14 protein-coding genes are annotated in these 12,652 nt (G+C 69.1%); 12 read left to right on the top strand and 2 right to left on the bottom strand.

What is annotated here, in order from left to right; all coding sequences use genetic code 11:
- Positions 1-76 precede the first annotated feature (76 nt).
- The 3 genes from ACX1D3_RS11515 to ACX1D3_RS11505 all read left to right on the top strand — a co-directional run bounded on the left by ACX1D3_RS11515 (position 77) and on the right by ACX1D3_RS11505 (position 2,589).
- Entirely contained in the window at positions 77-940 is an 864-nt protein-coding gene (locus tag ACX1D3_RS11515) for a glutamate ABC transporter substrate-binding protein (RefSeq protein WP_458993981.1), read from the top strand.
- A 69-nt stretch (positions 941-1,009) separates the two neighbouring features.
- A complete protein-coding gene (locus ACX1D3_RS11510; RefSeq protein WP_458993980.1) occupies positions 1,010-1,657 on the top strand; it encodes an amino acid ABC transporter permease in 648 nt (215 codons plus the stop codon).
- Positions 1,654-2,589 (top strand): amino acid ABC transporter permease, encoded by a 936-nt coding sequence (locus ACX1D3_RS11505; RefSeq protein WP_458993979.1) that lies wholly within the window; start codon positions 1,654-1,656, stop codon positions 2,587-2,589. The genes ACX1D3_RS11510 and ACX1D3_RS11505 overlap by 4 nt, the downstream gene beginning before the upstream one ends.
- 30 nt (positions 2,590-2,619) lie before the next feature.
- On the opposite strand, the gene ACX1D3_RS11500 is transcribed toward ACX1D3_RS11505, so the two are convergent.
- Positions 2,620-3,291, bottom strand: coding sequence for a potassium channel family protein (locus ACX1D3_RS11500; RefSeq protein ID WP_458993978.1), 672 nt, complete (start codon positions 3,289-3,291; stop codon positions 2,620-2,622).
- Complete coding sequence (locus tag ACX1D3_RS11495) at positions 3,284-4,627, bottom strand: TrkH family potassium uptake protein (RefSeq protein ID WP_458993977.1); 1,344 nt, start codon at positions 4,625-4,627, stop codon at positions 3,284-3,286. Before ACX1D3_RS11495 ends, ACX1D3_RS11500 begins: the two co-directional genes overlap by 8 nt.
- A 191-nt stretch (positions 4,628-4,818) precedes the next feature.
- On the opposite strand from ACX1D3_RS11495, the gene ACX1D3_RS11490 reads away from it, so the two are divergent.
- The 9 genes from ACX1D3_RS11490 to ACX1D3_RS11450 all read left to right on the top strand — a co-directional run bounded on the left by ACX1D3_RS11490 (position 4,819) and on the right by ACX1D3_RS11450 (position 12,314).
- Positions 4,819-5,022, top strand: coding sequence for a cold-shock protein (locus tag ACX1D3_RS11490; RefSeq protein WP_458996536.1), 204 nt, complete (start codon positions 4,819-4,821; stop codon positions 5,020-5,022).
- Positions 5,023-5,226: 204 nt separating this feature from the next.
- Positions 5,227-5,760: an HdeD family acid-resistance protein gene (locus ACX1D3_RS11485; RefSeq protein ID WP_458993976.1), complete on the top strand. Its 534-nt coding sequence runs from the start codon at positions 5,227-5,229 to the stop codon at positions 5,758-5,760.
- Between the two features lie 394 nt (positions 5,761-6,154).
- A complete protein-coding gene (locus ACX1D3_RS11480; protein ID WP_458993975.1) occupies positions 6,155-6,307 on the top strand; it encodes a hypothetical protein in 153 nt (50 codons plus the stop codon).
- A 31-nt stretch (positions 6,308-6,338) separates the two neighbouring features.
- On the top strand, positions 6,339-6,734 hold the full coding sequence (locus tag ACX1D3_RS11475) for a hypothetical protein (protein ID WP_458993974.1): 396 nt from the start codon (positions 6,339-6,341) through the stop codon (positions 6,732-6,734).
- Between the two features lie 102 nt (positions 6,735-6,836).
- Positions 6,837-8,111, top strand: a complete 1,275-nt coding sequence (locus tag ACX1D3_RS11470) for an MFS transporter (protein ID WP_458993973.1) — start codon at positions 6,837-6,839, stop codon at positions 8,109-8,111.
- Between the two features lie 104 nt (positions 8,112-8,215).
- Positions 8,216-9,307 carry a S1C family serine protease gene (locus ACX1D3_RS11465; protein WP_458993972.1) on the top strand — a complete coding sequence of 364 codons (1,092 nt, stop codon included), beginning with the start codon at positions 8,216-8,218 and terminating at the stop codon, positions 9,305-9,307.
- A gap of 87 nt (positions 9,308-9,394) precedes the next feature.
- Positions 9,395-10,669: an acyltransferase family protein gene (locus tag ACX1D3_RS11460; protein WP_458993971.1), complete on the top strand. Its 1,275-nt coding sequence runs from the start codon at positions 9,395-9,397 to the stop codon at positions 10,667-10,669.
- A 28-nt stretch (positions 10,670-10,697) separates the two neighbouring features.
- On the top strand, positions 10,698-11,414 hold the full coding sequence (locus ACX1D3_RS11455) for a M50 family metallopeptidase (protein WP_458993970.1): 717 nt from the start codon (positions 10,698-10,700) through the stop codon (positions 11,412-11,414).
- A gap of 96 nt (positions 11,415-11,510) precedes the next feature.
- A complete protein-coding gene (locus ACX1D3_RS11450) occupies positions 11,511-12,314 on the top strand; it encodes an alpha/beta fold hydrolase (RefSeq protein ID WP_458993969.1) in 804 nt (267 codons plus the stop codon).
- Positions 12,315-12,652: the final 338 nt, after the last annotated feature.

Raw genomic sequence — 12,652 nt, 5'->3', positions numbered from 1 at the left:
CCCCTCTGCCCCCGGGCGGAGGCCCTAGAGCGGCCGTCACCTTGGCGGCCGCACACCAGGAAGGAAAGGAAGAGGCATGACGAGAATGAGGAACTCCCTGATCGCGCTGAGCGCCGCCGGCGCGTTCGCGCTGGCCGGCTGCGCGGGAGAGACCGCGACCGAGACCACTCCCCCGGCCGCCGAGGGGGTGTCGTTCGAGGAGGGCACGACCATGGCCACCCTGAACGAGGCTGGCAAGGTCACGATCGGCACCAAGTTCGACCAGCCGCTGTTCGGCCTCATGGGCCCCTCGGGCGTCCCGGAGGGCTTCGATGTGGAGATCGGCAAGATCATCGCGTCCAACCTGGGCATCGCCGAGGAGAACATCGAGTGGGTCGAGACCGTCTCGGCCAACCGCGAGCCGTTCATCGAGAACGGGCAGGTCGACTTCGTCGTGGCCACGTACACGATCAACGACAAGCGCAAGGAGGTCGTGTCCTTCGCGGGCCCGTACTACATGGCTGGACAGTCGATCCTGGTGCTCGCCGACAACGAGGACATCACCAGTGAGGCCGATCTGGTTGGTCAGCCCGTCTGCTCGGTGACCGGATCCACTCCGGCCGCGAAGCTCGAGGAGATCGGGGCGGAGCCCGTTCTCACGGACACCTACTCCAACTGCCTGGAGCCTCTGCGCAACGGCACGGTGGTCGCGGTGTCGACGGACAACGTGATCCTCGCGGGGCTCGCCGCCCAGAACGAGGGTGAGTTCAAGGTGGTCGGCGAGCCGTTCACCTCCGAGCCCTACGGCATCGGACTCGCGCTGGAGGACACGGACTTCCGCATGTGGATCAACGACGTGCTCGAGGCGAGCTACGCCGACGGCACCTACGAAGCAGCCTGGAACGAGACGGCGGGGACGGTCCTGCCGTTCGTCGAGCCGCCCGCACCTGACCGTTACTGATCCCCTCTGGTGGGCCCGGCCCGGCAGAGCCGGCCGGGCCCACCAGCCCAATCCGAAAGGGGCAGTCCATTGACGCAGCTGTGGTCACTCATGCCGCAGTTCTGGGAGGGGCTCCGCACCACCCTGCTGCTGCTGGCGGTCTCGGGCGGGCTCGCGCTCGTCCTCGGCACCGTCATCACCGCCATGCGGATCTCGCCGATCCCGGTCCTGCGCTGGTTCGCGGCGGTCTGGACCGAGGTCGCGCGCAACACTCCCCTGACCCTGGTGTTCTTCTTCACGGCCTTCGTCCTGCCGATGCTGGGCTTCCGCGCTCCGTTCCTGCTGCTGGCCTTCGTCGCGCTGACGTACTACACCTCACCGTTCGTGGCCGAGGCCCTGCGCTCGGGCATCAACGGTGTGCCGGTCGGGCAGGCTGAGGCGGCCCGCAGCATCGGCCTGGGCTTCGGCCAGACGGTGTCGCTGGTGGTCCTGCCTCAGGCGTTCCGCATGACGATTCCGCCGCTGATCAACGTCTACATCGCCTTGACGAAGAACACCTCCGTCGCGGGCGGGTTCTTCGTCGTCGAGCTGTTCGCCTCGACACGCCAACTCGTCAACGACAACGGCAACATCGTCATCCCGATCCTGGTGCTGGCGGCTGCCCTCTACCTGGTCATCACCGTTCCGCTCGGCCTGGCAGCCGTGCAACTCGAGAAGAGATGGGTGGTGTCGCGATGAGCGCCAACAGCGTCCTGTTCGACGCGCCGGGCCCCCGGGCCCGTCGCGCCTCACTCGTCGGGTCGATCGTGTCGATCGTCGCAATCCTGGCGGGCGCGTCCTGGATCGTGTCCCTGCTCGCCGCACCGCGCCAGTCGGCGGGGATCACGCTGCCGGGGATGTTCGACGAATCGCGGTGGGACATCTTCCTGGACCCGGAGGTGTGGAGCTTCATCGGGGCGGGCGTCGTCGCCACCCTCCAGGCCGCGGCCGTCGCGGCCGTCGGCGCCATCGCGCTGGGCGTCGTGTTCTCGCTGATGCGCAGTTCGCGCCTGCCGTGGGTGCGTGTCCCCACCGCCGTGATGCTGGAGTTCTTCCGCGGGATGCCGGTGCTGCTGATGATGCTGTTCATCCTGCTCGTGGCCTCGACGGGCGCCTTCTGGGCCGTCGTCATCGCCCTGATCATCTACAACGGCACCCTCATCGGCGACGCCCTCCGCGCGGGCCTCGCCGCCCTGCCGCGGGGGCAGAGGGAGGCGGCCCTGAGCTTGGGGATGCGCGAGTTCCAGTCGAAGCTTCTCGTTGAGTTCCCGCAGGCGTTCAGGCAGATGCTGCCGATCATCGTCGCCCAGCTGGTGGTGCTCCTCAAGGACACGTCGCTGGGCTACATCGTGGGGTACAACGAGATCATCCGCAGCAACATGAACAACCTCGCGAGCTTTTTCGGCAACCGGTACCTGTTCTCGCTGTTCATCGTCACCCTGGTGATCTACCTCACCATCAACCTGCTGGTCTCGTGGTTCGCCCGGTGGTTGTCCTGGCGGACGGGAAGCGGCGGTCACCTGGCCAAGGACGGCGGGGCCGCCCCTGGTACGGCGGATCCGACGTCGACGATCCGCCTCATGCAGGCGAGCGCCGCGGCGCGCCAGTCGGAGGACAACCGGCACGCCTGATCCAGCCGAAGGGGCGCACCACGCCCAGCGTCAGCGGAGGCGACAGAAGGCGTCCACGTGCTCGACGCGGCCCGACACGATGAGCACGTCCCCCGCCTCGATGACCATCTCCGGGACGGCGTAGATGAAGTCCTGCCCAGGACGTTTGGCGCCCACCACCGTCACCTTGTTCTGCGTCCGCACCAGGGCCTCGCGCAGGGTCTTGTCCCAGATGATCTTCGGGGCCCGGGTCCGCGCCATGGCGAAGCCGTCCTCGAACTCGAAGTAGTCGATCATGTAGCCCGACACGGCATGGGCGACACGCTTGCCGGTCGAGGCTTCCGAATAGACCACGTGGTGCGCCCCGATGCGTTCGAGGATGGCGCCGTGTTCCCGTGTGGCGGCGCGCGCCCAGATCTCCTTGACCCCCAGCTCCGAGAGCGCCAGCACGGTCATGATGGACAGCTCCACCTTGCTCAGCGCCACCACGGCCTTGTGGATCTGCTCGATGCCGATCTGCTCGAGCGCCTCGCGGTCAGACGGGTCCATCTCGATGACGTGGGTGAACTCGTCGGCGTGCCTGGTGGCCTGGGCGTGGTCGTCGGTGACGGCGATGAAGGGGACATCCATGTCGCGGAGGGCGTGCGCGGTGGCCGTGCCGAAGAGACCCAAGCCCACCACCAGCACGGTGTCGTCGCTGATCCGACGCTCTGATCTACCCAACAATTGGCTGCTCCTCCGGTAGGACGTAGTGACGGTGACGCGCACGGAGGGCGAGCGCCGCGGCGACCGAGACGGTTCCGACCCTCCCCAGATACATCAACAGCATAAGGACCACCAGCGATTCGGGCCTCAGCTGCGGGGTGATGCCCGTCGACAGGCCGACGGTGCCGAAGGCCGAGATGGTCTCGAACAGCACCTGTTGGAGCGTGAAGCGGTCGTCGACGAGGATGAAGAACGTCGCAAGCGCCACCGTCGCCGAGCCGAGCATCACCACAGCCAGGGCGGCGCGCTGCACCGTCGCCGGGATGGCGCGGCTTCCCACCACCACCTGACTCTCGCCTCGGAGTTCGGCGACGACCGTGGCCAGGATGATGCCGACGGTGCCCACCTTGATCCCGCCCGCCGTTCCGGCCGAGCCTCCCCCGATGAACATGAGCACGTAGTACAGGGCCAGCGTCATCTCGTTGGCGTCGCCGTAGTCGATGTGGTTGAAGCCCGCGGTGCGAGGGAAGACCGCCCCGGCGAGCACGGCGAGGGCGCGGTCGTCGAGTGGCATGGCGCCGAGGGTGCGCGGGTTGTTCCATTCGGCGAGGGCGAAGATCACGGCCCCCAGCACGAGCAGCGAGACGGTCCCGGCGATGGTCAGGCGCGTGTTGGCGCTCCAGCGGGCCTGCCGCCGGCCACGGCGGAACATCCTGCGGCCCACCTCGAACAGCACCGGGAACCCGAGCCCACCCAGCACCACGGCCAGGCAGATCGGAACGATGACGGCGGGATCCCCGACGAAGCCGATCAGGTTGTCGCTGTAGAGGGCGAAGCCCGCGTTGTTGAAGGCGGATACCGCGTGGAAGGCTCCCTGCCAGGCGGCGGACGCCCAGCCGTCGGTGTACGGGCGGAAGGCCAGCGTGAGCACGGCGGCGGTCACGGCCTCGGCCGACAGCATCACGACGGCGATCAGCTTCGGCACGCGCAGCACCGACCCGAACCCGGTCCGGAGCTCCTGCCCGGCGATGAGCGAGCCCTGCAGGGAGATGCGTCCCGTGGCGACGAGGGTGAGCAGGCTCGCCAGCGTCACGATCCCGAATCCGCCCACCTGGATCAGGGCCATGATGATGAACTGCCCGAATGGGCTCCAGAACGTGGCGGTGTCGACGGTGGTCAGGCCCGTGATGCAGATCGCCGACACCGCCGTGAAGGCGGCGTGGATCAGGGGCGCCGATTCGCCGCCTGTGGTGGCGGCCGGAAGAAGCAGCAGGCCCGTGCCGACGGCGATGCCCACCAGGTACACCGCCGGGATCACCCTCGCCGGGTGGCCCAACCACCGTGTGAGGCGCATGGCGCAGATCATATTCCCAGGCGCCCGGGTTGTGCTCATATCGGCTCTGATGGGCCCTTTCGCCGGGCCTTGGGCGGAAAAGTGCGTCGGATTCCGACTCGCTCATCGCAATGGATCGCCTACTTGGCGCTCAATGGCCTAGGATTGTCTGAGTGACCACGCCCGTGGTCCAGGCAAGAAGGAATGACGTTATGGCCACTGGCACCGTCAAATGGTTCAACTCCGACAAGGGCTACGGCTTCATCGCTCCCGATGATGGCTCAGCCGACGTGTTCGCGCACTTCAGCGCGATCGCGGGTAGCGGGCACCGCAACCTCGAGGAGAATCAGAAGGTTGAGTACGAAACTGAGCGTGGGCCCAAGGGCCTCCAGGCTGCGAACATCCGCGCTCTCTGAGGTTGGCGTCCGGAGGTAGACCTCCAGGGCACCAAGGCTGCGACCCCCACCGGTTCCGGTGGGGGTCGCAGTGTTTTTCCCCGCAGACCCACCGCGGCCTCCCCGTCGCGGGCCCTCTGTCACTCTGGGATCACCCACTGCGGGTGAACCGGGCGGGGACGCACCGTCGCGATACTGGTGCCACCACGTGAGAGAGGATCGCGCATGTCCACCCTTGAATCCGCACCGAAGAGGACGGCCTGGGACATCATCCTGGGCATCATCCTGGTTGTCGCCGGCTTCTTCCTGCTCGGCAACGCGGTGTTCGCCACGGCGATGTCGGTGTTCGTCATCGGTTGGACCACGCTCTTCTCCGGGGTCGTGCTCCTCGTCGGGTCGTTCTTCCGGATCAAGTCGGGCGGCTTCCTCTCCGCAGTGCTCGGCGGCGCGATCCTGGCGGTGATCGGTCTGTTCGTCCTCCGCAACCCCGTGGTCGGCGCCGTGGCCCTCACCCTGGGGGCGGGCGTGACGTTCTTCGTCAGCGGCCTCACCCGCATGGCGTGGGCGTTCAGCGCCGACAAGGGCCGCCTCCTTCTCATCATCAGCGGCCTGATCTCGCTCGGACTGGGGTTCTACGTCCTCTTCAACCTCAGCACCGCCACCCTCGTGCTGCTGGGGGTACTGCTGGGCATCCAGACGGTGCTCGAGGGGCTCAGCCTGATGCTGATCGGCCGGGTCCGGCCCGTGAAGGGCGACTGACCGCCAACCTGTAGGAGCCCGGGAGCGCGTCCCTCCCGACACGCCGCATCGGCCCACCGACTCACGACGCGGTGTCGTCATACGAGGGCCACGCAGCCGGTCGGGGCGTAGGCTGATTCACGCAGAGCCCTTCCTGGAGGCGTGATGAACTCTCCGGCCAGTGGCCCGCGGCCTCGTCGCCCGGGTGCCTGGGCCACCGTCCTCGCCGTAGGTGCAGCAGTGGTGCTGGTGCTTCCCGTCGTCCTGCTTCCGCTGTCGACGGCCGTGCCGGCCGTGGTCTGGCTTCCCCTGCTGGCGGCCGACCTTGCGCTGCTGGTCTGGCTGATCGGCTGGCGGCGGCGTCGCGGGGTCCGCGCACTCGCAGTGGGCCGTCGGCCGCGACGACGTCAACGCGATGGCCTCACTCGTCGAGAAGTATTTCGCGACGCTGACCACACCCCACAAGGAGCTCATCTGGCTCGACGGGGGGCACGGCCTCTCGGGTGAGACCCCCGATCAGTTCGTCGAGGTGATGGTCGAGCGGGTGGCGCACGCCTCTGGCCGTTGAACACCCCGCACGCCTGAGGCGATACTTGAGCATGCGGGAACGGACGCCCGGCGATTCCTTCGACGACCTCTTCGACGAGGACCTGCACGCCGCACTTGATGCTGCGGCGGCGGAGCACCGTGCCGACCTGGCCAGCCACCTGCTCGCCGCCCTCTCCCGCGTCCAGAACCGGGGCACTCCGCTGCGCGGCGCCGAGGGCTACGGCAGCGGCGGCGTGGTCAGGCTGCGTTTCGCCGACGGGACGAGCGTGCTGGCGAGGGGCGATGGGAGGGGCGGCCTCGGGTTCGCCGCGGTGGCCGTGCTCCGAGGCTCAGCCGTCCTGCTGAAGGACGTCCGCAACGACGGCGCCCACGTGCACGCGCTGCTGGTGTGGGATCGGCGCCATCACGTCGAGATCGACGTCCTGGGCAGCGATCAGCCGGACTGAATCGGCCGTGACCGCGCGGGTCCGCCACGCCGGTGAGCGTCATTGGACAACGCCCCGATACCGGGGTTGACTGGGGCGGTGTTCCGCCTGCGCTCCAACCCAATGATCGTGACCCTGCTCGGGCTACGCGGCAACGGCCGCGCCTCCGTCTACACCGAGCCCCTCTGGGGGCTGTCCATGATGCTGGTGCTCCCCTACGCCTCGGTGTTCATGCTGGCATTGGGGGTCCAGGACACGCAGATCGGCCTGCTCGCGACCATCTCGATGCTGTCCCAGGTGGTCTTCGGGCTGCTCAGCGGCGTCATCACCGACAAGCTCGGCCGACGCATGACCACCGCCGTCTTCGACATCGTCGCCTGGGCGATCCCCTGCCTCATCTGGGCCTTCGCGCAGAACTTCTGGTGGTTCCTCGTGGCGTCCGTCATCAACGGTGCCTGGCAGGTCACGCAGAACTCGTGGGACTGCCTCCTGGTCGAGGATGTGGACCGCGCGGAGATCCCGAAGGTGTACTCGCTGATCAAGGTCGCGGCTGAGTTCTCCGCGCTCTTCGCGCCCATCGCGGCAGTGCTGGTGTCCAACCTGGGGCTCGAGCTGGCGGTGCGGATCCTCTACCTCAACGCCTTCTTCATCATGTCGGTCAAGATCTGGATCCTCTACCGCTACACCACGGAGACCGCCACCGGCGTGGTCCGGATGGAGCAGACGCGTGGCGTCAGCATCTGGACGTCGCTGAAGGAGTACCGGGGGGTCCTCGGGCTCATCGTCCGGTCCAAGGGCACGCTCTTCTCGCTCGCCATCGCCGCCGTCGTGGGCGCCGTCGCGCTGGTCAACGCCACGTTCTGGCAGGTGGTGATCAACCAGCGGCTGGGCGTGCCGGACGCGCTGCTGCCGTTCTTCCCGATGGTCCGCTCGCTGCTGTCGGTGCTGTTCTTCTTCACCCTCATCCCGCTCCTCACGCACGCCAAGCACCTGAAGGCGCCCACGCTGATCGGCTTCGGGGTCTACCTGGCGGGCCAGCTGCTCCTGGTGGGGATCCCCTCCCCCGACGGCGGGGCCACCCTGTCCACGTACGCGCTCCTCGGCGTCTGCCTGGTCCTCGACGCGTTCGGTGGCGGAATCCTGTTCATGCTGGCCGAGTCCTTGGTGGCGCTGCATGTCGACGTCAACGAGCGCTCGCGCGTGATGGCCATCCAGCGCACCGTCGTGATGCTGGCCACGGCGCCCTTCGGGTGGATCAGCGGCTGGCTGTCGAGCATGGACCGCAGCTGGCCGTTCCTGCTCACCTCGGCCCTGCTCGTCCTTGGGCTGCTCGTCGCAGGCCTCTTCTGGGTGACGACGCACGACGAGATCCACGACGATGCCGCCACGCCCGCCTGAGGCGCCGGGCCCGCGGGGCATCAGGTGAGACCATGCGCCGCGTCTCTGTCGACCACGCCGACGCCTGCCACTGAACCGCCACCCACCCGGGAAGGACAACCATCGTGACGAACCCTGCCGGACAGGATCGCCCCACGGAGAGGAGTTGGTGGGGACAGCGCGGTGCCCTCAACCGGGCGCAGCTCGTCGGGCTGGCGGCCCTCGTCGCGGTGGCCGGTGGCGCCATCGGGGCGGCCGCCGTCCGCGTCATCCCGGCTTCGGGGCCGTGTGACATCGTCCGGGTGGCCAACGGCGCTCTGCCCTCAGTGGTGACCGTCTACGCCGAGGGCCCTGGCGGATCGGGCTCGGGGAGCGGCGCGATCATCAGCGCCGAGGGGCTGATCCTCACCAACGACCACGTGATCGCCGCAGCCGCCTCCACCGGCACCCTCGAGGTCCTCCTCGACAGCGGCGCCCGGCTTCCCGCGGATCTGATCGGCACGGACCCCGTCACCGACCTCGCCGTCCTGCGGATCGACGACGCCGACCTGCCGGTGCTGCGCATCGCCCCACGCGCGCAGCTCAGCGTCGGCCAGCCGGTGGTCGCGCTCGGCGCTCCGCTCGGACTCTCCGGCACGGTGACCAGCGGGATCATCAGCGCGCTCGGGCGCAACGTTCCCGCGCCCACGGCCGGAGGGGGCACAACGGTGCTGGTGGGATCCATCCAGACCGACGCGTCGATCAACCCCGGGAACTCCGGCGGCCCGCTGGTGACCTGCGACGGGGATCTCGTGGGCGTCAACACCGCCATCTCGACGGCTCCGAACGTCGAGGGGGTACAGGGGGGCGGCAGCGTCGGCATCGGGTTCGCCGTGCCGGCCAGCACAGCCCAGCGCATCGTGGACCAGCTGGTGGCCGACGGCCGCGCGACCCACCCGTGGATCGGCGCGCAGACCGCGGAGATCACCGAGGAGTCGGCCGAACGCTTCGGCACCCAGGCGGGCCTGTTCGTCCAGGCCATCGCGCAGGGTGGGCCCGCCGCGGCCGCCGGACTGAGGCCGGGCGATGTGATCACCGAGCTCGACGGCGGGCCGGCCACCAGCTTCGCGCTGGCGTGGCTCCTGGCCACGGCCCAGGTGGGTGACGAGGTGCCGGTGACGCATCTGCGGGACCAGTCGGTGCAACAGACCACGATCACGCTGGCCGAGCAGCCCTGATCCGAGCCGTCCACCCGCGCTTGCGCTCACGCAGGCCTATCCCGAATTGTGGGACGCCGTGGCTCCTGGGAGAGGACAATCCTGTGCATGCGCACATCCCGGCGGGCGGCTGAACCGGCCGAGGCCAGCGGGCGGCACTACGACATGGACTGGCTCCGGGTCGCCGCGATCCTGGTGATCTTCGCGTACCACGTGGGCCGGCTCTTCGACGGATGGTCGACGATGGGGCCCGCGCTCGGGCACGACATGCAGGCCTGGCACGTCAAGTACCACGAACTGACGCCCTGGCCGATCTACCCGATGGCCGTGGGGGCCCAGTTCACGATGCCCCTCTTCTGGGTCCTCTCGGGCATGGCGACCTGGTTCGGGTTACGCAGCCACGCGGTGGGCGCCTACATGCGCCGCCGCGCCTTCAGGTTGCTCGTCCCGGTGGTGACCCTGGGCTGGTGGGTGTTCGGGCCGATCCAGGTCTACATCGAGGCCACGACGGGCCAGCACTACATCGCTCCGCCGTTCGAGGGCTCCTTCTGGGAGTTCCTGCCCCACTACGTGAGCGACGGGGTCTACGGCTTCGGCGGCTACTTCCCGTGGGACGGTCTGCACCTGTGGTACCTCACCCACCTGTTCCTGTTGACGCTGCTCTCCCTGCCTCTGTTCCTGTGGTTGCGCACCCCTCGCGGGCAGCGGGCGTCGGCGGCTGCCGCGGGCTTCCTGTGCCGGCCCGCCGCGATCTACCTGCTGGCCGTACCGTTGGCGGTGGTGGAGACCTTCCTGCCGCGCGGCGTCCCCCTGCTCACCACGGAGGAGGGCGGTTGGCTTCTCGTCTCGTACTGGGTGTTCCTGGTGCTGGGCTTCTTTCTCGTCAGCGACCCCCGGCTGCGGGCGACGGTCCAGCGGCACAGGTGGCCCTCGCTCATCGTCGCCGCGGTGACGACCGTCCCGTTGCTGGTCCTCGCCTCGGGGATCGCGTCCTTCGTCGTCGGCTCCCCCGGGTTCATCGGTTTCATGGTTCTGCGCAGCCTCAACGGCTGGCTCTGGATCGTGGCCATCCTGGGCTTCGGCTCCGCCCACCTCAACAGGTCGCGGCCGGTCCTCGGCTACATCGGGGCTGCGGTGCTGCCCTTCTACATCCTCCACCAGCCGCTCATCGTCGTTCTCGGCTACCTGACCGCCGACTGGGGGCTGCCGATCCCCCTCATGTACGTGCTGGTGGCACTCACCGTCATGGCCGTGAGCCTCTGCCTGTACGAGTTCGCCATCCGGCGGGTGGCGCTCCTCCGGCTGTTGTTCGGCATGGGTGGGGCACCGCCGACCTCGCCGACCGGGCCGACGATCGCGGCCGTCGACGCGGCAGGTCGCTGAGCCTTTGCCCGGCTGGGACACTGGCCACATGTCTCTGCTGCAGGAGCTGTGGCGTCGCGCCTCGGCCACGACCCCCGTCCCGGAGACGTCCACGCTCCTGGTGATCGCGTTGGCCGCGCTGGCCTGCGTGATCCTCGCCTGGCCGGCGGTCCGGATGTCGGTCACGGTCTGTCACGAAGCCGGACACGCCGTCGCGGCCACCCTCACCGGCCGATCGCTGCAGGGCATTCGGCTGCACTCCGACACTTCGGGGGTGACCCTCACGCGCGGCAAGCCGACCGGTGCGGGCATGGTGATCACGCTGCTCGCCGGCTACCCCGCAGCCTCGCTCGTCGGCCTCGTCGCCGCCACGGTCGCGGGTGCCGGGTACGCGGTGGCCATGCTGTGGCTCCTCGTGGCGCTGCTCGCCCTGATGCTGCTCAAGATCCGCAACGTCCACGGCGCACTCGTCGTCCTCGGTCTCGGCGCCGCTCTGGCGCTGGCCACCTGGTACGCCCCCACCCACATCCTCGGGTGGCTCGCCTACGGGCTCGCCTGGCTCCTGCTCCTGGCCGGCCCGCGTCCCGTGATCGAGCTGGCGCTCAGCCCCCGCCGAACCACCGAGGGCTCAGACGCCGCCCAGCTGGCCCGACTGACCCACCTGCCCCGAGTCCTCTGGATCACGCTCTGGCTCGGAGGCACGGTGGGGGCCCTTGCGCTCGGCACCGCCCTGATGCTGCCGGGCGTCCTGCCCGGCTGGGCCTGACCCGTTTCCACGATTGCGGGAGTTGGAGGCTGCGAGTGACTGCAGCGTCGCCAGGTGCCCCTTTCCGCCTGCCTCGTGGGGTGCCACAGTGGGTCCATGACGACTACGTGGGTGCCGGTCGCCGGAGGGGTGCTGGCGGCCGGCGTCGAGGGCTCCGGTGATGCGGTCCTGGTGGTACAGACCGCACTCTCCGTGGACGAACTCGTCCCGCTGATCCGCAGGCTTGGCGACCGGTACCGGGTCATCACATTCGACCGCCGTGGGTACGGGTCGAGCGCCGGTGTCGGAGGCGCCGCGTCGGTCGACACCGACGCGCAGGACTGCCTCGCCGTCCTCGGTGCGCTCGAGGACGGGCCCGTCCACGTGGTCGGAGTGAGCTACTCGGCGGCGGTCGCCCTCGGGCTGGCCGAGCTGGCCCCGGCCGCGGTCCGTTCTCTCACGCTCGTCGAACCACCGCCCAGGCACGTTCCCGCGTCGGCGGAGTTCCTCGCTGCAACTCGGCACCTCATGGGCCTTCACCAACGTCAGGGCGTCGCCGTCGCGCTGGACGCCTTCATGGGCATGCTCGTGGGCCCGGACTGGCGTCCCCGGCAGGAGGTCTTGGCGCCGGGTTCCGTCGCCCGGATCGAGCGCGATGCCGACGCCTTCTTCAGCCGGGACATCCCCGCTCTCGTGTCCTGGGCGTACGGCCCCGAGCAGGCAGCGCGCGTGAACGTCCCCGTGCTGTACGTGGGAGGGACGGAGAGCGGGCCGTGGTTCCGCCAGACCCAGGCCTGGGTGTCAGACCTCTTCCCCGCAGCCCAGAGCGTCACCATCGAGGGAGCGGGCCACGACCTGGCCCTCACCCACCCCGGTGAACTCGCCAACGTTGTAGCCCGGTTCCTGGACACCCAGAGATGACTCCCGTCCAGACCGCCCAGCAACCAGCCGCTGCGTCCACCGCGGAAACAGTCCCCCAGTGCAGCCCCGCACGCTCAGCCGCGTCGTTGGTCACCCCCACTACCGGCACCACTCCGCGGCCAGGGCCACACCCCGGCGCCAGCTGACACCCCTCCCCCCGCGGAAACGTGTCCACAGTGGCATCCGCTGCTCCAAACCCTGAGCGTGGACCCCGGCACTGGAGTCCCGTTCCCGCGGGGTTTGCTCCTGCCCGGGGACACCGAGGGTGCCAGCTCGCCGCGCGGGCGCATGGGGCGTCAAGCCCCGATGACGACGGAAGAGGCGGCCCCCGTCTCCAG

It is taken from the genome of Tessaracoccus yangjingae (genome assembly GCF_054483935.1).
Note: the sequence above shows the minus strand (reverse complement) of the source record. Positions and strands in the feature narration are given on the sequence as shown.